Here is a 20,937-nt window from a genome sequence, read left to right as displayed (position 1 = left end):
TGATTTTCTTTAGAAGGTTGCTTTGATGTTGAAGCCCATGTTTCTAACTGCCGGTAAACTACCTACTTGATATCCTTGGTTGTTACCTGCTCCCAAGTTGTCTTCAGGATCTGCATATGGTAGGTTTTTGTGAATGATCCACAAGTTTCTTCCTACAGCTGAGAAGGTTAAAGAGCCAATAGCTTTCCAGTTGTCAACAATTCTTTTTGGAACTGAGTAAGAAACCAACAACTCTCTGAGCTTGATGTAGCTCGCGTCATACACATAAGCCGCAGTTGGGTTTACAGTGCCACCATTCATTGGATATGCATCCATAGCCAATCTTACAGTGTTGGTTGTTCCATCAGCTTGAACGCCTTCTTTCAGGATACCACCACCTTCAGAAATAGGATTTCTGATCGGGTTGCCTAGTTCATTGGTTCCTACAGTTTCAGCATACAAACCTGTCGCCAAACCATAATACATATCAGCAGAGTAAACATCTCCACCGTGCTTCATGTCGATCAAGAAGCTCATTGAAATAGTCTTGTAAGAGAAGGAGTTTTGAATACCACCTGTCCAATCAGGGTTGATGTTACCGATTGGGTTAGAAGCAGTGGTTGTTCTTTGATATCTACCGTTTGGTAATACAGTTCTTTGGCCATTGGTATAGACATAGTCATAACCATAGATAGTACCATAGGTGCCTCCCAAAGGAGCGTTTAGGGATCCACCACCAGCTCTGAAGCTACCTAGAGGAAGGTTGGTTACATCACCATATAGTTCAGTCACCTTGTTTCTGATACGTGTCCAGTTCAGGTTTACATCCCATCTGAAGTCACCAGCTTTGACAATATTAGCGCCTACCGTTACTTCCCATCCTTTGTTTTCTACTGAACCAGCATTCACATATTTAGAAGAATAACCGGTCGCTGTAGATACTGTTACCGGAAGGATTTGGTTGATAGTAGAAGATTTGAAGTAGTTGACGTCCAAGCTTAGTCTTCCGTCAAAGAATGTCAACTCAGTACCGATTTCGTAACTTTTTGTTCTTTCTGGCTTCAAGTCACTGTTATTCTTGGTGCTAGGCATAGAGAATAAAGGAACTGTTCCAAAACCAGTTGGCTTGTTGTAAAGGTCAGCCAATGAGTTGAATGGTGCGTCATTACCTACCTCGCCATAGTTCACTCTCAATTTACCATAAGTAAATGTAGGGTTGTCAGGGATGAAATTGGAGAATACAAATCCGGAGGAAACTCTGAAGTAGTTGTAAGCATTTTCACCGTCAGGTAGAGTAGAAGAAACGTCTCTTCTGAAAGCACCGGTTACGAAAAGGTAATCCTGATACCCCAATTCAGCATCAGCAAATAAGCCATTTACCTGCTTGTCAGAGTAAGATTCTGCAGGGGCTTCGATCATGCTCAATGAGTTTGATAATGCATAGATGCCCGGTACAGTCAAACCACCGTTTGTTACAGCACTGATTCCTGAAATTGAAGTTCTACGAACGTTAGAGCCCAAGGCACCAGTCAATTTGAAGTCATCATTCAACTCTTTGTTGATGGTGGCCAACAAGTCATAATTGTACTCGCTGAAAGAAATGTTTCTACGAAGGTATTCCCCTGGCTGGTAGTTGATACTACCCACAGCAGTACGCTCTTCTTGAAGTTGGTTGTAGCTATCTAGAGAGACTCTTCCCATGATATTCAACCAATCAGTGATTTTATAATCAAGTTTTACATAACCCAAGTAGCGAAGACGATCATCACTTGCATAGTTTTGATAAGCAGCGAAGTAAGGGTTGTCCCAATAAATCAAACCTGTCTTATTTGGAAGACCACTGGACCAGTTCCAAGTAATGTTTTGACCGGTTCTGTCATAGGCGTCTTTTAGTTCATTGATGTCTACGTTGACCTGCCACCATTCTCTAAAGCTGGACAGGTTGTTGTTTCCACCGTAACCTGTAGCATATCTACCTATCGCATCTTGTTGAGTGAAGTTCATTGAAGCAGATGCTGTCAAGTTTTTCACGATGTCATAAGAAGCGCTGAAGTTTAAGTAGTTTTTATTCAAAGAAGAATTTGGCTGAACACCTTTTTCATTGGTTCTAGTATAGCCCAATTTGAATTGTCCTCTGTCAGAACCACCATCGATTACGATACTGTTGTTGTACACATACCCAGTCTTGAAATACTCTGAAGGATCAGAAGAAGCAGCTACCCAAGGTGTTTTTTGCAAATAGGTAGGGCTGGTAGGATCACCAAATGCATTCCATTGGTAAACCAAAAGGCTTGGATCAAAAGCTCCCCCAACGGAGGCATCTTCATAAGTAGGTACGATAGGATCCAATGTTCCATCACCATCTACATCAGCCATGTCGAAGTATCCATCTTCTGTAGGACCATAATATTTACCATAACCACCACCATATTGAGTTTGGTAGGTTGGCATAGTGCTTTTGTCAATGGTTGATACTGTAATACCGGTGTTAATAGTAACTCCGATGCCATTCTTTCTGCCTTTTTTGGTAGTGATCATCACGACCCCGTTAGCTGCTCTAGACCCATAAAGAGCAGTTGCTGCAGGACCTTTCAAGATTGTAGTTGACTCGATGTCGTCTGGGTTGATATCAGCACCCACGTTACCATAATCGACACCCGCATAGCCACGGTTTACACCGCCAGCATTATGAGTTGTGTTGTCAATCGGAACGCCATCGATTACAAACAAAGCCTGATTGTTTCCAGTAAGGGATTTAAATCCACGGATAATTACGTTAGTGGATCCACCCATACTGTTGTTTTTCTGAATCTGAACCCCGGATACTTTACCAGACAAAGAGTTCATCAGGTTATTGTCTCGAGCTTGGCTAAGGGATTCGCCACTGACAGATTGAGCGGCATAAGAAAGTTCATTCTTTGTCTTCTCAATCCCTTGAGCTGTTACGATCACTTCTGATAGACTGGTTACATCCTGGCCAAGCGACACATTGATGATTGCTTGTTCTCCAATTACTTCCTCTACGGTTTCATAACCGATAAAAGAAAACACGAGAGTTCCCCCTGATGATGGTACTGATATCTGGTATCCACCATCCATGTCGGAAACTGTTCCTACTGCTGTGCCCTTGAGCAAAACAGTCACGCCAGGTACTGGGCTGCCATCCTCGGCAGCGGTAATTTTACCTGAAACCATTCGATCCTGCGCCAGCAAATTTGTGGCGACAAGAAAGAACGAGAAAATCAATAAAATTCTTCTCATTTAAGTAAGGTTTTGGTTTTTTGAACTTGATTAAAATTGCCGAAATGTACATTAAAAAATCACATCAATTGCTAATGATTTTTGTCATTTATTAAAAAATAGCTTTGAATTTATATCAAACTTTTAAAAATATACATGAAAGGTTAAAAATGTGGTTGATTTTTAGGTCGTTGTATTCCTCTATTCTATTGAGAAGATATTTAATGTTGAATAGTTTGGAATTAGTATGAATAAACGTAGTATAAATTCCGTATATACTGAATATGACAGAATATAATTTTAAATTAAAGAATTAGTCTATTAAATTGGGTGTTTTGAAAATCGACAGGTGAATAGTTTTGTTTTTTTTCGAAAAAGATGTTTTTACAATGTTGTTGCTTTCCTAAAAATAAAGGAGATCATTTCTTAAATTTTGATATGGTGCTAGTCCCACTTTTAACTTCACTTGATAAAAGAATTTTTTGCCTTCCTTTCAGCTGCAAAATCACCCTTTAGTCTAATAAGACTATAGGTTTACACCTATTTTGTTAATTTTGTATTCCAAATACTTCAAGAAAATATTAAAGTAGGGGCAAAATAAATTTCCCATAAGGTTAATCGATCGATGAGGATCTAAGAAAGAGATTCGCAGGGCAAGGCCGGAGGAAGAACTCCTCGGATTAAACTTAACATGAGAAAGGCTGCTTAAAGCCCCCTGCTTGGCCGGTCATTAAAGACCGGCCTTTTTTGTTCTTTTGGGATTGACAGAACTCTCTTTTAGCTTTTTATTTTTATCCCTTTTTACTTCACTGTCTTATTTTCTTATTTTCAGAGGATTTATCACCCAAACCCAAAACCAATGAAACCAATCTACTCTTTGTTTCTTCTGGCCTTGCTTTTTGCTTGTCAGCCTCAGAGGGAATCCCAAATCGAAGCCAAGCCTGAACCTTCTTCTACCAAGCCGAGAACAATCGTCACCACCGATGGAGAGATTGATGATAGAGGCTCCTCAGTTCTTCGTATTTCGTAATTAGGTAAAAACCAAAAAAAAAGCGCAGAAATCAGATTTTCTGCGCTTTTTCTATAAGATGGTATTTGTTATTTCTCAGAAAGTGCTTCTCCTTCAAACTGAATTCCTTCCCAACCGAATTGGATGAAGTTTCGGATATTTTGATGGTCTGTTCCATCAGGGTTTTCTAACACATCCTTTCTAAAGTAATCTCCAAACAGTGCCAATGTTTGATTTTGGTCTAGGTTCTGGAGTTTTGCAAAGGAGAATACCTTGCAACTTCCATTATTTTGACCGGCTTCATTGACCGTGTTTCCATTGGTGAATTGGGTAGGAGTGAAGTTGTAATTGGAATCGATGTATTCGATGACATCAGAGAATTGAATGTTCTGAGGAGAGTCTTTTAGCTGTTCTAGGATATTCATAGGTCGCGAAGATAAGGCATATTGAGGGAAATGGAGAATCGAGAATAGGGATTGAGAGAGTGGAAAATAGAGATATGAGACAAAGAGATTGGAGTATGGAGATAGCGATTCTCTGTTTCTCGTATTTCCCGATTTAAAATTGGGTAAAAAAAGCGCTGGAAGTGAGTTTCCAGCGCTTTTTAAAAATCTTGAAAGAACTAATTAGTGTCCTCCTTTGCCGACATTGGACATGATTTGATCCATCATGGAGCTAAAGTCCAGTGACTTGGCTCTTTGCACTGGTGGGTATTCCACCATTGATTTTGTAAAGTTGTTTAAGCTTTTCATTATGAAATCATTGACGAACTGTTTGGATTGAATGGCCCAAGTCTGTGCGTCTGTGTTGTCATAGGATTCAAAGGGGTCCATTCTAAGATTGAACATCAAAGGGAATTTATACTTGGTATAGGTTCCGTAATAATTTTCAGTAGTTTGAAAATTAACCTTCCAATTTCCCATTCTAATCGCCATCAAGTTGGACTCATAGAAGTATAAGAAGTCTTGACGCTTACTTTTATCTTCCTTGCCCAACCAATAATCCAAATTGTCTACTCCATCGATATATTGTTTCTTTTCAGTAGCTACTTTCTCTGCGACATTATCAACGCCAGCTGCAGAAGCAAGTGTGGTGAATAGATCCATATGTGATTGGATACCATTTAAATATTGACCTGGTTTGATATGATCTTTCCACATTACAACTGTCGGAACTCTCAAACCTCCTTCAAACGTGGTCATTTTATCACCTCTAAAAGGTGTTGCTCCTGCATGGAACATTGCTTCATGTTCTGGTCCATTATCCGTGGTGTATACGACGATTGTGTTTTCTAGGAGACCATTTTTCTCCATGTATTCTAATAAATCTCCCACCATTTGGTCGTGCTCTATTACGCCACTTCCGTATTTATCATCCCCAGAAGTATAATCCTTGGCTAAGTACCTTGATTCATCTGAAAGGTGAGTGTGCATATGCATTCTAACCGGGTTTAACCACACAAAAAATGGTTTGTCATCTTTTTGGGCTTCAGACATAAACTCTTCGGTTTTTGCAAAAAACTCCTTGTCGATAGTTTTCATCCAGTCAATGGTGAATTTCTCATCACTTAGGATTTTTTGATTTCCTATCACTCCAAATCGGGGGTCGACTGTGTCATCATAAGTGCTGGAAGCCACGGAGTGAATAATGCCTCTTGGTCCATAATTTTTCTCAAAATTCGGATCAGAAGGATAGTCTATATCTGCATATTCCTCAGACACATTTTGGTGATAGAGGTTGCCATAAAATAGATCAAATCCATGAACAGTAGGCAGGTTCTCATTTTGATCGCCTAGGTGATTTTTGCCGAACTGTGCAGTAGCATAACCCTGTCCTTTCAAAATTTCTGCTAGTGTAGGAGATTCTTTTTTGAGACCAAGATCATCTCCTGGACGTCCCACCGTGGTCATACCACTTCTGATTGGATATTGACCAGTGATAAATGCCACTCTACCTGCAGTACAGGAAGGCTGGGCGTAATGATCAGTAAATACAATCCCTTCCCGACCTATTCTGTCAATGTTTGGGGTGGTATATCCCATAGTACCCAATCCATAAATACTTAGGTTTTGCCAACCCATATCATCTGACATGATTACTAGGATATTGGGCTTCTCTTGAGCCATCGCAAGATTGCCTATGGCAAAAAGAATAATAAAAAGAAGTTTTTTCATTTTAGAGTGAATAAAATTGTTGGTTAGTAATACTAAGTTCAGAATTTTTTGACTTTTAACCTAACTAACTGACAACTCGAAAAATGGTTTAACTAGGTGTTTCGATTATTATGGAGGTGATTTTAACAAATTTAACAATGGCTTGATTCTTATTTCAGCCAAGACCAGCGAATAGCCCAGTCATTTAGAATGTCATTTCTCCATTTGAAAATGGTATTTCCACCTTGTAATCTTCCATCAAAATCTTCCGGTTTGCTGGAGTCTGAATACCAGTTTTCTCCCAGAAAGTAATCCTCAGGACGGGCTTTGCCTGGCCAGAGATTGGTGACAACGAGCTGACCTTCTCCAGTGGGAAATCTATCGATTTTTGATGTGAAAATAAATTTCAAAACTTCGGCCTGTTTGGGTGCATAGCGAAGACTGTAAATTCCATCTCCTAAATAAAAGCCCGGCCAAACTTGTTTGCCATCGCCATAAGGGACTTCCATCTGGAAAACAGCAGAATCAGCTGGGACATTGATCTCTGGACCTTGGAATCGATATTCCACTACGGTACAAAAAGCCATTGAATCCTCAATTGTGGTATTTCTTTCAAAGATCACACGAGAGCTTCTTCGGATCTTTTCGAAGCTTCCTCCCCAGCTTTCACCTTCGGGATCATCGGGATTTCCATTCATCAGATAGAGTAAGGAAGGAGTATCCCCCATTTTGATTTCCCCTCCATAATAGTCCTTGAAATCGCCTCCGAGATGTCCGGCTCCCTCTATATTCTTTTGGTAGTAATCCGTGGTCTTGACCACATCAGGTTTCTGATTGTTTGAGAAAAAGCCATAGTAGCTTGAGTTGACCTCGATCATCCATAGATCTGGGAAATTGGCAGCGATGTAGGCATAGCTATTGGCAGACCATTTTTTGTTTGGTCCTCCGATCCAATAAACTCTGATGTTTTTCTGAATTTCCGGTGCATCATGCAGTGCTTGAGCCAAATCATCCAGTCCTCCCCAAACCAAGACCCAAAGAGGTCTCTTGTCTTTCTTTTTTGCAGATTTGATGATCCAATCAGAACCTTCTGTAGAGCTGATATAACCCTTAAATGGTGCGGCCCCTTTTCTTCCCTGTTTGGTAATAGATCTCAAATAATTTGGGCTAGCAAAACCGGTTTTGTGTTTTTGTAAGAGAGGTAGGTCCTTTTCATACAGATCTATCATCCGTAGAATCTCTTCCTTATTTCCACTTCCATAGGATGGAGATGAGACCAATCCTTCCAAATCAAAAAGATCAGAATACATGAGTAAGTGAGCCATGCTTTGATTGTCATCGGGATCGGTACCTCCAATATCTGTACTGATCAAAACTCTGGGTTTTGATGATGTAGTGTTTTGTCCAAAAAGCTGAATAGAGATTAGGCAAAGAAGGAAAAGCAGGAAATTTCTATACATATCTAGAATTCATTCAATCCTTAAGATGCGGATCTTTAGAATGATAGCTGTCCTGTGGTTTGTGAAAGTGGGATTATTTGAAATAAAAATCTGGATTTTGAACCTTAAGTTTTATTCCAAATGGTGAATTGAAGAAAAAGATATTGATAATTAATACATTACAGCTTGATAAACAATTAACCAATCCGCCCTATATGAAACCTAAAAAGATATTTACCAATTCGATAAGCCTTTGCATGGTTTATCTTTCATTTCTCCTGCTTTCTGCCTGCTCTCAAGAAGTCAAAGTGGAAGAGAAACCTAAAAAGAGGCCCAATATTGTGTTCATCATGAGTGATGATCATGCCTACCAAGCTATCAGTGCCTATGGAGGGCCTTTGGCTGATTTGGCTCCTACTCCCAATATTGACAGGATAGCAAAAGACGGGATGCTTTTTGTCAATTGTTTGGTCACTAATTCTATTTGTGGGCCTTCTAGAGCAGCCATTCTAACAGGAAAGTACAGCCATAAAAATGGATTTATAGACAATACAATCGGTTCTACATTTGACTTTAGTCAGGAAAGCTTTGCTAAAGTATTGCAGCAAGCGGGTTATCAAACAGCAACAATCGGAAAGCTGCATTTGGGTGATGTGCCAACTGGGTTTGATTACTATGATATTTTACCTGGTCAAGGACGCTATTACAATCCTCAATTTATCAATCAGAATGGCCAATATGAAGTAGAAGGCTATGCGACAGATATCATCACAGATAAGACCATCGAATGGTTGGATTCCGCCAAAAATGATGAGAAACCTTTCATGGTGATGATGTGGCACAAGGCGCCTCACCGTAATTGGGAGCCAGGTCCAAATGAATTAGGGATGTATGAGAATGTTACCTTCCCTGAGCCAGAAAGCCTTTTTGATGATTATTCCGGAAATAGAGAAGCTGCTTCTTTGAATAATATGTCTATCGCCAAAACAATGAAGTTGGAGACAGATCTCAAGTTGATGGAAAATGCTCCAGCCGCTATGACAGAGGCTCAAAAAGAGCAATGGAATGCGGTTTACAAGCCTATCTATGATGATTTCAAAAAGGCAAATCTTTCAGGTGACGAATTGACAAGCTATAAATACCAACGCTACATGCGGGACTATCTTGCTAGTGTTTCTGCAGTAGATAAAAGTGTAGGTAAAGTTCTGGATTATCTGAAGGCCAATGGACTAGACGAAAATACCATTGTGATTTATACTTCAGACCAAGGGTTTTACTTGGGAGAACATGGTTGGTTTGACAAGAGATGGATGTATCGTGAATCACTTCGTACTCCTTTGCTGATCAAATGGCCAGGAGTAGTGAAGCCTGGAACAGTTAATGAAGATTTGGTTTCCAATTTAGATTTTGGAGAGACTTTGATTGATGTTGCTGGAGCTCAGATTCCGGCTGAAATGCAAGGAGTAAGTATGTTACCTATCTTGGAAGGAAAGACTCCTGAAGATTGGAGAAAAGGACATTATTACCACTATTACGAGCATCCTTCTGAGCACAATGTGATGAGACACTATGGAATTACTACCAGTAAGTATAAGCTGATCCATTTTTACTATGACATCGATGAATGGGAGTTGTTTGACCTAGAAAAAGATCCTTCTGAGATGAACAATGTTTATGGTGATCCAGCTTATGCTGAAGTTCAAAAAGTACTACATCAGGACTTGGAAGCACTTCGGAATAAGTACCAAGATAATGACTCATTGAATCAGGTGTTTATCGAGGAGTACAAGGAAAAGGTGAAAAAGAATCCTGTAATCGAGTATTGGAAGTTGACTAGAGAGGAACTTCAAAAGTATTTCTCCGGTGGAGGAGAAGGAGGAGAGAAGAAAAAGGAATAATACTCAATTCTAAAAAAATGAAAAGCTCCCTGATTTGATTCAGGGAGCTTTTTTTATTGGGTATCAGAAAACTTAATTTCTGGTACTTGAATTCATGATTTTTTCAATTGCCTTATTGATATCCAAGGAAGCAGAAGCCTGACGAGGAGGGAAGTCAATGAATGTGCTCAAGTGGTTGTTCAAAACTCCAATCGCAGGCTGGAATACCCAAGATTTATGCATGATCAATTCGAAAGCATATACGTCATCGTATTTTTCAAATGGATCTTTTCTCAAGTTGAATAGGCGTGGCATGGTATGAGTTACCATATCGTCAAAATAACGAGTTTTCGTAGCGAAGTGCATTTTCCAAGGACCTACTCTCAAAGCAGTCAAATTCGCCTCGTAATAATAGAAGAAGTGGTTTCTTGCAGACACATCAGTCTTTCCAGTCCAATAATCTAAGTTGTTGAAACCATCAATATGAACTTTGTAAGTCATGTCTCCAACTTTCTTTCCTGCTAACAATTCTTCAGAAATATTTGGATTACCAACAGCAGCCATCAAAGTTGGAAGAACATCTTCATGAGAAGAAATACCATTTCTTTTCAACCCAGCAGGGATTTTACCTGGCCATCTCACCAAGAATGGAGCTCTTAGACCACCTTCCCAAGTTGTCATTTTTTCACCTCTAAACATGGTCACACCAGCATCTGGCCAAGTACTTTGCTCAGGACCATTATCAGTGGTGTAGATAACAATGGTGTTGTCCGTCAAACCTAATTCATCCATGTAATCTAAGATCATCCCTACATGTCCATCATGCTCCATCAAACCAGAACCAAACAAATCCATGTCTGTACTAATTGGAGTTGCTAGGTTTCTGGATTCTTCTTTCAAGTGAGTGTACACGTGCATTCTACTTGTTGCATGCCAGATAAAGAATGGTTTGTCAGCATCCTTTGCACGCTTCATGAAGTCTTTGGTTTTTGCTACCAATTCCTCATCAAAAGTCTCCATTCTTTTGGAAGATAATTGACCAATGTCTGTCACTTTTTGCTTCCCGATCACACCGAAACGTGGATCCACCGTGTCATCATACTTGTCACTCGCATAGGATTCGATGATTCCTCTAGGGCCGTATGTGTTTTTGAATTCTTCGGTTTTTGGATAATCTGCTTGCTCCGGCTCTTCAGATACGTTCAAGTGATACAAGTTTCCAAAAAACTCATCAAAACCATGAACAGTCGGAAGGTGCTCGTTTCTGTCACCCAAGTGGTTTTTTCCATATTGAGCGGTCATATAACCTAATGGTTTCAGAAGTTCTGCGATCGTTGGATCCTCTGGCTTAATTCCAAGTGGATTACCTGGCTGACCTACAGTAGTCAAGCCTGTTCTTACTGGGACTTGACCCATAATAAATGCCGCACGCCCAGCAGTACAACTTGGCTGAGAATAATGATCTGTAAATAGAACTCCCTCATTGGCAATACGATCAATGTTTGGTGTTGGATATTGCATGCCCATGGTGTATGCTCCAAGCGAGTTTGGCGCCACGTCATCCACCATGATGACTAGGATGTTTGGCCTGTCTTGTGCAAATCCCAACTGGGCTAATAGCAGAAGGCAAGCGATAAAAGATAGCTTTTTCATAAAAGAGAAAATTGGTTTGTCATGAAAGAATTAGAGGACGAATTTCCACTATTTATCTAACAAATAAGAAAATCTTCGATGTTGAAAGTGTGAAATTGTCACATTTTAACAATAAATATAATTAACATTTGAATATTTTCCCTAAGAAAATAGATAATACGAAAACGATTTCTAATCTAACTGCTTAGTAACCAGTAATTCAAAAAATGGTTTATTACTTCTGCCAAAAAACTACCAATCCATCCTTTCCAGCCACGGCAATATCTTGCTTTCCATCTTTGTTAAGGTCGGCAACTGAAAAATAAAGACCGGTTCCTTTCCCATTTAGAGGTTCTCCAAAAGAGATGATGTTTTTGGTAAAGCTGCTTCCATTCCATTTGAAATAGTAAAGGCCGACATCGTCTTTCCCTCCAGGATCATTTCCATTGTGTGCACGATATCGCTTTCCCGTCACTAATTCTTCCTGACCATCTCCATCTAGGTCCACCCATTCCATGGTGTGGTACTGGGATTGGAAAGGGTCTATTTCATGCTTTTCGAAAGTAATTGAGCTGCTATTTTTCTTTTGCTCCATCCAAACCAATCCATAATCGTGTCCTTGACCGACAATTAGATCATTCAAACCATCTTTATTCAAGTCCGTGATAATTACAGGGATTCCGGCATGATCCAGTTTGAAGTCTTCGTGTAGGATCCATTCGCCATTTTTAAGATCAGCAGGGGCTTCTAGCCAGCCTTCGGTAATAATCAAGTCTCCTCTTCCATCTCCATTCATATCTCCAAAACCCAAGCCATGTCCCTGAATCTCATGAACGGGATATTTTTCAAATTGCCCAGCCCCCGTTTTTTTGAAATAAGCCAATGGCTTTCCGGGGGTGTTTGGGACTATTTCTATGACTCCATCTCCATCAATGTCCCAAGCTCTGGTGGTTTCTATGTTTCCGGTTTCAGCGATTTTGTGAACAAGCCATTCTGAGCCATTTCCGGGGTTTTCTTTCCAGGTCAAAGTTCCTTCAAACCATCCCCCAGTGATGAAATCCATCTTGCCATCCTCATTCACATCCAATGGAATGGTAGAGAAATCTTCGTAATACTCTCCAAACCTTTTGACCTGGCCGATCATTTTTCTTTCCATGAATTCCGGGCCCTTGTACCAATAGCTCCCTGAAATCAAATCCAAATTCCCATCCCCATCCACATCAAATGTGCCCACGGACTCATAGCTTTCACTGGCGATATTCTGTCTGGAGAAACTTAGGTTTTTGCTTTGTGAAAAAGCTGAAAAGGAAGCAAGGAAAAGAAAAAAAGGTATTGAGGACTTCATAAAGATAAGGTTGTAGGGTTTAAATGAGAATGGGAAGAAATCTACAATTCCTTCCCATTCAAACTGTCCTGTTAAGTCTAAAATTTTAGAAAGACAGGTTTATTTCTCCATTGGATGTTGCTTCAGCAAATCACTTGGGTTGTAGAATCCTTCGTGATCTTTGATTTCCGCGCGAATCTTTTTCACCATATCCGGAGAAATTGGAGAAGCTTGATTTCCAAATGAGTTTCTTACAAAAGTTAACACCGCAGCTACTTCAGAATCATCCAACATTCCTTCGAAAGGTGTCATCGGAACCTGTCCCGGATATTCTTTTCCAGCCACCTCGATTGGTCCCAAAAGGCCTTTTAATACAATTTTGATGGCTCTTTCTGGGCTTCCCGTTACCCAAGGAGTATCTTTCAAAGGAGGGAAGCCAGAAGCAGCTAAGCCACCACCATCTTCCTGATGGCATGTAGCGCAGAATCCTTCACGGGCATAAATTTCTTTTCCAATCACAAATAGTTCTCTATCCGATCCAGTCAGTGAGGATTTGATGTCTTCTTCTTTTTTCTGAGAAACCGAAAGTCCATTCATGTGCGCAACTGCAGTTTCCAAAGTTCTTGGAATCCAGGTATTATCTTTTTCTTGTTTTTCAGCTTCCGCCAAAATAGGCGTGCCGATTTCTCTAGGAAGCCAAGATGCTGCTGCAATTGCCTCAATTCTCACTCTTCCATTTGGATCTTTGACCGACTGCATCAATAGCTCCGCTTGATCTTTGACTTGATGACCTGTATATCTCAATACGCGGGTAGCGGCTGCTCTCACTCGGTAATCATCAGATTTTAATAATTGACGAAGCAAGTCTTGATTCACTTTGTCAGCACCCCAAGTTACCCAAAGTGCTTCCAAACGATTGTGCTCATAGTTTGGATCATCTGGATTCAATTCTGTTAGCCATTTTTCTACGGCATCATATACTTCTTGAGTATCTCTGCCTCTCAGTTCTCTTTTGGTTCTATATCGAGTTCTGTATTCAGGAAGCTTCAGGTTTTCCAAAAGATCATAAATGCTCGCACCGTCGATTTTTGCTGGAGTAATCAAAGGTCGAGAAGGGTAGGTCACACGGTAGATTCTACCATGGACATGATCTCTCAATGGATCTCTTGCATTATGCTGCATGTGCCCGATCAAGATATTGTGCCAATCGACTACGTATAAAGAACCATCAGGAGCTATTTCCATATCTACTGGTCGGAAATTGCGATCTGTAGAAGTGATCAGATCCTGACGCCATTTGGAAGTAAAACCAACGGTGTCTTCCACCATTTGATGCTGTTTGGTTCCCAAGAATCCAATGGTGTTGTTGATGATCAGATCACCTTGAATGTCATCTGGGAAATGTCTACTGGAAATGAATTCCAATCCGGAAGTAGGACGTACCAAATGTGCTTTTTCTACCAAGTTTGGACCTTTGTAGTTGGCATTTCCATAGCGAGGTAAAGTCGATCCCGGAAGCATCCAATTGACATTTGGTCCGGAGGTTTCAGCATAGAAGTTTTGACCCCATTCATCAAAAGCAATTCCCCAAGGATTCGGAATAGAAACCTGATTTACACGCTCTAGCTTATGTCTTTTTGGTTCGTAGCGGTAGAAACCACCATTGGTTGCTCTAACAGGCCCATAGGATGTTTCCACATTGGTATGAAGGAAAACCCCTTCACCCATGAATATGGCTCCACTTTCATCTGTAGTAAAGGCAGAAATAGCGTGGTGAGTATCATGATCATCAAAGCCAGAAAGAAGAATGGTTCTTTTATCAGCCTTGTCATCTCCGTCAGTGTCCTCTAGAAATACCAGATTAGGGCTTTGAGAAACATAGACACCATCAGCCGCAATTTCAAAACCAACTGGGATATGAAGATTGTCTGCGAATGTTGTTTGTTTGTCAGCTTTTCCATCTCCATCTGTGTCTTCCAAAATGATCAATTTATCTTGAGGTCTTGGATCACCTGGTTTGTAATGAGGATAGCTAGGCATGGTCGCCACCCAAAGTCTACCTTTATTATCAAAGGAGAGTTGAACTGGGTTAGCCAAATCTGGAAATTCCTGTTCGGAAGCGAAAAGCTCAATTTTATAGCCTTCTGGAACCTTGATGGTTTTTAGAGCATCTTCACCATAAAGGTATTCCATGCTGCCGTTTGCCTCAGGATTGTAATTTGTTGTGACTTCAGGAAGCGTTCTTGTTCTGGCATCGGCCGTTGCCAAGTCAAAAGTCTTTCCTTGATTAGCATCCCAGATCGCAGAATCTCTTATCGCTGTCATCTGACGGATCTTCTCTTGCTCAAATGGGTAATTGTCAGGACCGAAAGGATCATAGCGACGTCCAAAAACGTGAACTCCGTTTGGAATCTTGTAATCATTGTGCCACATCCAGTTTTTCTCTTGCACTGCCGCATGGATCATGTCAAGATTGGCTTCAACTTGATGATTAGCCTGGCCGAAAAGTTTGTCTGCTAAAAAGTCTCCAAAAATTTTATAGCCTTCTTCCGTCAGCTGTGTGCCATCGATGGTTAGAGGCTCATCAGAACTGTTATACCAATCTTGGCTTGCATCAAAGGCATCCACAAATACCAATTCGTATTTTTGAGCGATTTCACGCATGCCCTCAGTGTACTGCTTCAGGATGGTATTTTCTTTTTTTCCATCCGGCACATCGATTAGGTCTGAAATATCTTCGAAAGCAATAGGTGAAACCAAAGCAATCTGTGGAGCGGCATTGCCATTGTATTTCTGTTTTTGGGTATGGAGAATCCAAGCCTCTAACTCGTCTTTGTAATTTTGAAGCTTTTCTAAACCTTGGAAAGATTCATTGAATCCGAAGAATCCAACGACTATATCTGCTTGTATTCGGGTAAGCCATTGATCTGGCTTTTCCAAGAAACCAATACTTCCAGAGGGAGTTGCATATTCTTCTTGGAAATCTTCAGCTCCAGGGAAAACCCAAGGATCATTGGTCCCTGATCTTGGTCGGAAACCAGGAGTGTCGCCAGGATCGGCTAGATTTCTTATAACTAAAGCGCTATCCGGATATCGAACTTGCATTTCGGTTTCGAACCAGCCGAACTCCATCATTCGGGAAGCAAGGTTATTACCTACTAATGTAATGTGTGAGTTTTTGCGAAGTTCAAGGGTTTTTTCTTGAGTACAGCTACTGATTCCAGCTAAAAGTAATAGTGAAAACCACCAGGGTCTAATATTGATTTGCATAGATTAGGAAGATTGAAATCTAATATTAGAAGGATTGCCCTAATTATTCAAGATATTTTTTATCTGTGGTCTTTATTAGAATAATTATAAATAATAAAATTTAAATACAGAATTTTCTAAGGCTTTCTGTCCTGTTCTATCCTGAGTTTGTGAGTCTTTTTGATAAAGCCAACGTTTGCTATTTTAAATAGTTAAAAGAAGGTGATAGTCGGTGTATCCTGCTCTGTCCTGTGTATTAAGTATTGATTTTCAGTATGTTACGCAGGATAAGGCAGGACGGGTTTGTACGTGATTTCATGAAAATTGGTTGAAATTTTATCAATTAATTTTAAACCCGCCAGTATGAATAACCACTATCTATCTAGGGTGAAAATCCGATTTATCGGATTTTTGCTAGTAACGCTGTGCATAAGCATATCGAGTTTTGGACAAACCCAGACTATCACTGGGGTTGTCGTTTCGGTGCCGGACAATGAGCCCATCCCAGGCGCCTTGGTCTCCGTAAAAGGGACACAAAAGGGTACAGTCACCGATATCGATGGCTCTTTTAGTATCCAGGCCGCTCCAGGAGAAACTTTAGTTTTTAGTTTTGTTGGATTTGTTGCCAAAGAAGTAGCTGTTGTAGCCGGGCAATCAACGGTCAATGTTTCATTGGAATATTCCACCTCAGACCTGAGTGAAGTAGTCGTTGTCGGTTATGGTAGCCAGATCAAAAGAGAAGTTACAGGGGCGATTCAATCTGTTTCAGAAGCTGAAATGGCAGATTTGCCAGTGTCTTCGACTGCTCAAAAACTACAAGGGAGACTAGCCGGTGTTCAAATCAATCAGACCACAGGTAAGCCAGGTCAAGGGATGAACGTTCGTATTCGTGGCCAATTGTCAGTATCAGGTGGTAGTCAGCCGCTTTATGTTGTGGATGGTTTTCCTATTACAGGAGATATCAATCAAATCAACCCTGATGAGATTCAAGAAATCTCTGTATTGAAAGATGCGGCATCTACTTCATTGTATGGGTCTAGAGCTGCCAACGGTGTAGTTTTGATTACTACTAAAAAAGGAAAGCAAGGTCAAACCAATATTGGTTTCAATGTTTACACGGGTATTCAAAATGTTCCTCAAAGAGGAAGGTTGGAAATGATGAATGCTGAGGAATTCGCTCAGTTCAAAAAAGAATACTATGAAGATGCAGGACAATCTGTTCCAGCTGCTTTCCAAAATCCATCTGAATATAGAGGTCAAAATAACGACTGGTATGATGCTTTGATCGTCCAAAATGCTCCAATTTCTTCTTACAACTTGACCATTACTTCCAATAAGGAAAAAGTAAATACCGCAATCATTGCAGGTGTATTTGATCAAGAAGGCGTAGTGGAAAATACGCAGTATCAGAGATATTCATTGAGGATTAACAACATGTACAATATTTCAGATAAAGTAAATGTTGGGTTTAACTTGGCTCCAAATTACGTTGTTGATAATACACCAAGAACAGATGGTACTCGTGGTACAGGTATTATTTTCAATGCATTGCATACGTGGCCAGTAATGCCTATTTATGATGATAATGGCGACTTGACCTATTATAATAGATTCCCAGCTGAAACAGGAAATATCTTTGCATATCCTAACTGGGTAAGATCTGCTAGAGAGATCACCAATGAAACCAAACAGACCAATTTGTTGGCAAATGCATTTGTTGATTGGCAGCCGATTCCTGGATTGACTTTGAAATCTACTTTTAATACCGAGATTAATAACTCCAAATTTTTCTTCTTTAATCCATCGACTGCTACATCTGCTATTAACGTGGCAATTCCGACAGTTGCGGTTTCAGTGAGACAAAATTTTGAAGCGCTTTCCTGGTTGAATGAAAATATTGCAACCTATGCTAAAACGGTCGGTGATCACACTTTTGAAGCTTTGGTCGGATTTTCAAATCAGAAATTTAGATTTGAAAGTACCAGAGTACAGGCAGATACCTATGCAGATGATAGGCTTCCAACTATTCAAGGTGCGATCAACATCAACCGTGGAGGAACTCAGTCTGGTGTAGGTGAGTGGTCTTTGACTTCCGTGTTCTCAAGATTGACCTATAATTATATGGGTAAGTATTTATTTACTGCATCCGTGAGAGGAGATGGATCTTCTCGATTTGGAGCTGATAATAGATGGGGTGTTTTCCCTTCCACATCTGTGGGTTGGGTCATGTCTGACGAAGGCTTCTTGAATACAAGTTCTACGGTATCATTTGCTAAACTTAGAGCTAGTTATGGTGTAACAGGTAATAATAATATCGGTAACTACACACAATATGCCTTGGTGAATAATACGATCAATGCGGTATTCGGAGACCAAGTAGTTGCAGGAGCTGGTGTTACTTCCTTGAACAACTCCAATTTGGGTTGGGAAACAACCACGCAGTTGGATTTAGGACTTGATTTGGGTTTGTGGGATGATAGAGTTCAGTTTGCTTATGACTTCTATACCAAAAACACTACGAATCTATTGTATGCAGTACAGATTCCTCAGGAATCAGGTTTTACAAACTTCAATGACAACATCGGTGAGATCCATTTCTGGGGTCATGAGTTTGCAGTGAATACGGTCAACACCACAGGGGAATTCCAGTGGACGACAAATGCGAATATTTCTTTCAACAGAAACAAGGTAATCGAATTAGCTGATGGTATCGATCGCGTGTATGGATCGTATCACATTACTCAGGTAGGTCAGCCATTTGGTCAATTCTATGGATTGGTGAAGTTGGGTAACTATGCTAATGAAGAAGATTTGGCGAGCTCTCCAATCATTCCAGGTAGATCTACTGTAGGTAGTATCAAATTGGATGATGTCAATGGAGATGGAGTAATCACTTATGGTGGCGATAATGACGATAGAGCCATCATCGGTAATCCTTTCCCTAAGTTCGTTTACGGTTTGGTGAACAACTTTAGATATAAAAACTTTGATGCAAGTATCACAGCATCGGGTTCTTATGGTAATCAGTTGTATATGAGACACCTTTATTCAACTGCGAATCTGGATGGAGTATTTAATATGGTTGCCAAAGCAATTGACAGATTCAGATCTCCAGAAGATCCAGGAGAAGGGATCTTTGGTACTACTGTAGGTGGTGGTAATGTGACAGGTGTAGAAAGAGACTGGAACAACAGCAACTTCGTATGGGATGCATCTTACTTCACGATCCGTAACATCACATTAGGTTATACATTCTCCAATATTTCAAAATCCCTAAAATCAGCTAGAGTTTACCTTTCTGGTCAAAATATGTGGGTGTTTACAAAATATTGGGGTGGTCCAAATCCAGAGGTTAGTATGCAAAATAGTGGTACTGGTGATGGTGGTAACTTGAGTCCAGGTGTGGATTTGGGTCCTTATCCGGTTCCAAGAACAATCACAATTGGTGCAAATATCAATTTCTAATCAAATGATGTTGAACCACATTTCTAACCCTAATTGAATTTAAAAATGAAAAAATATATTCTAGCCATCGCTGCAGTAGGGATTTTGTCAACCAGTTGTGATGATTTCTTGACCGTGGTACCAGAAACTCAATTGAGTTCGGCAACCTTCTTTAAAAATCAAAATGACTTTGAGCAAGCTGTTAATGCAGCCTACGTTCCTCTCCGAAATATTGTAAACAACCGTGCTTGGTTGCTTGGAGAGATGCATTCTGATAATACTTATTATGCACGAAATGTCCTGTTTGGAGCTGTAGACCCTCAAGAGGATTTGGCAGATTTTTCCCTTTTGGAATCCAATGGGACGAATCCCAACGGTCATTTGACCGATCAATGGCGACAGGATTATCAGATTATAGCCAGAACCAATCAGATTTTGGACTTGATTGATGATGTTGAATTTGATGCGGATGCAAAAGCTAATGTAAAAGGTCAGGCTTTGTTCTTGAGAGCATATGCCTATTTTGAATTGGTTCGCTATTGGGGAAGCGTTCCTTTGCATTTAACTCCTGTGGCGGCAAGAGAAGAGGCTGCACTTCCCCTTTCTAGTGAAGCTGAGATTTACTCACAAATAGAGCAAGATTTGCAAGCAGCTGTTCCGCTTTTACCAAATAAATCAGAGCAGCAGGCTGGAAGAGTGACTTCTGGTGCTGCCAGGACTCTTCTGGCAAATGTCTATATTAATCAAGAAAAATGGTCTGATGCTGAGCAAATTCTGACGCCAGTTGTGACAAGTAATCAATATCAATTGATGACTTCCTACGATATGGCATTTTCTAAAAATACCTCTAATAAGAATAATTCTGAATCTGTGTTTGAAGTACAATTCCTGGAAGGATCTGCTGGTCTAAATGGGAACTTTATGTATCAGTTCATGCCAAGACCGATTTCTGCTTCTGAATTGGAGCCAATCATGGGGACAAGCAACCCTCAGAATATTGACGGTGAAGGAAATAATATTCCAACTCCAGATATCATTGAAGCTTATGAAGATGGTGATCTTCGAAAAGAAGCTTCTATCGGAAATGTCTATCTAGAAGGAAGTTTCAGAGATAATAAGAATTATCCTTACATCAAGAAGTTCCAGAGTTTCCATTCTCAGCACAATAACCATGGGATGAACTGGCCAGTTTACCGTTATGCTGAGGTTCTTTTGTTCATGGCAGAGGCACTGAACGAGCAAGGGAAAACCACCGAGGCTGCCATGTATTTGAATATGGTTAGAGATCGTGCAGGATTAGATGATACTACTGCATCAGGTCAGGCGGATCTCGGAGAAGCTATTTTCAAAGAAAGAAGAGTTGAGTTAGCCTTTGAAAATAAAAGATGGTTTGATATCCAGAGAACAAATAGAATTGAAGAGATCATTATTCCTCATGGACAAAGGATAGTGGCTAATCCACTGGATTACTACTATCCTCCATTGGAGGGAGCAGTACCAAGACCGAATGTGTTTTCAAATCTGAGTAAATTCTATCCGTATCCTGCGGCAGAATCGGATTTGAGCCCTTATTTCTAAGCTGGTTTTTTGT

11 protein-coding genes are annotated in these 20,937 nt (G+C 40.3%); 4 read left to right on the top strand and 7 right to left on the bottom strand.

From position 1 onward, the window contains the following. Positions 1 to 9 precede the first annotated feature (9 nt). A complete protein-coding gene (locus BUF13_RS13265; protein WP_073572274.1) occupies positions 10 to 3,240 on the bottom strand; it encodes a SusC/RagA family TonB-linked outer membrane protein in 3,231 nt (1,076 codons plus the stop codon). An 838-nt stretch (positions 3,241 to 4,078) separates the two neighbouring features. Here BUF13_RS13265 and BUF13_RS20650 point away from each other — a divergent pair. Next, a complete protein-coding gene (locus BUF13_RS20650; protein ID WP_166669833.1) occupies positions 4,079 to 4,249 on the top strand; it encodes a hypothetical protein in 171 nt (56 codons plus the stop codon). 68 nt (positions 4,250 to 4,317) lie between these two features. On the opposite strand, the gene BUF13_RS13260 is transcribed toward BUF13_RS20650, so the two are convergent. From BUF13_RS13260 to BUF13_RS13250, 3 genes are all read right to left on the bottom strand, one after another. Beyond that, entirely contained in the window at positions 4,318 to 4,653 is a 336-nt protein-coding gene (locus BUF13_RS13260; RefSeq protein ID WP_073572273.1) for a HopJ type III effector protein, read from the bottom strand. 201 nt (positions 4,654 to 4,854) lie between these two features. Continuing rightward, positions 4,855 to 6,402, bottom strand: a complete 1,548-nt coding sequence (locus BUF13_RS13255) for an arylsulfatase (protein WP_073572272.1) — start codon at positions 6,400 to 6,402, stop codon at positions 4,855 to 4,857. Positions 6,403 to 6,551: 149 nt separating this feature from the next. Continuing rightward, positions 6,552 to 7,841 carry a nucleoside hydrolase-like domain-containing protein gene (locus tag BUF13_RS13250; RefSeq protein ID WP_073572271.1) on the bottom strand — a complete coding sequence of 430 codons (1,290 nt, stop codon included), beginning with the start codon at positions 7,839 to 7,841 and terminating at the stop codon, positions 6,552 to 6,554. Positions 7,842 to 8,035: 194 nt separating this feature from the next. Here BUF13_RS13250 and BUF13_RS13245 point away from each other — a divergent pair, with 194 nt between their 5' ends. After that, positions 8,036 to 9,718 carry a sulfatase family protein gene (locus BUF13_RS13245; RefSeq protein WP_083586453.1) on the top strand — a complete coding sequence of 561 codons (1,683 nt, stop codon included), beginning with the start codon at positions 8,036 to 8,038 and terminating at the stop codon, positions 9,716 to 9,718. Positions 9,719 to 9,790: 72 nt separating this feature from the next. Here the strand turns inward: BUF13_RS13245 and BUF13_RS13240 are convergent, their stop codons facing one another. From BUF13_RS13240 to BUF13_RS13230, 3 genes are all read right to left on the bottom strand, one after another. Continuing rightward, positions 9,791 to 11,350, bottom strand: a complete 1,560-nt coding sequence (locus BUF13_RS13240; protein WP_073572269.1) for an arylsulfatase — start codon at positions 11,348 to 11,350, stop codon at positions 9,791 to 9,793. 214 nt (positions 11,351 to 11,564) lie between these two features. Next, positions 11,565 to 12,674 (bottom strand): FG-GAP repeat domain-containing protein, encoded by a 1,110-nt coding sequence (locus tag BUF13_RS13235; protein WP_073572268.1) that lies wholly within the window; start codon positions 12,672 to 12,674, stop codon positions 11,565 to 11,567. A gap of 99 nt (positions 12,675 to 12,773) precedes the next feature. Next, positions 12,774 to 15,923, bottom strand: coding sequence for a PVC-type heme-binding CxxCH protein (locus BUF13_RS13230; protein WP_073572267.1), 3,150 nt, complete (start codon positions 15,921 to 15,923; stop codon positions 12,774 to 12,776). A gap of 342 nt (positions 15,924 to 16,265) precedes the next feature. On the opposite strand from BUF13_RS13230, the gene BUF13_RS13225 reads away from it, so the two are divergent. Continuing rightward, positions 16,266 to 19,367 (top strand): SusC/RagA family TonB-linked outer membrane protein, encoded by a 3,102-nt coding sequence (locus BUF13_RS13225; protein WP_073572266.1) that lies wholly within the window; start codon positions 16,266 to 16,268, stop codon positions 19,365 to 19,367. 45 nt (positions 19,368 to 19,412) lie between these two features. Beyond that, entirely contained in the window at positions 19,413 to 20,924 is a 1,512-nt protein-coding gene (locus BUF13_RS13220; protein ID WP_073572265.1) for a RagB/SusD family nutrient uptake outer membrane protein, read from the top strand. The last annotated feature ends 13 nt before the right edge of the window (positions 20,925 to 20,937 follow it).

Origin of the sequence: Algoriphagus zhangzhouensis (genome assembly GCF_900148515.1) — a bacterium.
Classification (GTDB): Bacteria; Bacteroidota; Bacteroidia; order Cytophagales; family Cyclobacteriaceae; genus Algoriphagus; species Algoriphagus zhangzhouensis.
This window is presented reverse-complemented; position numbering and strand designations above follow the sequence as displayed.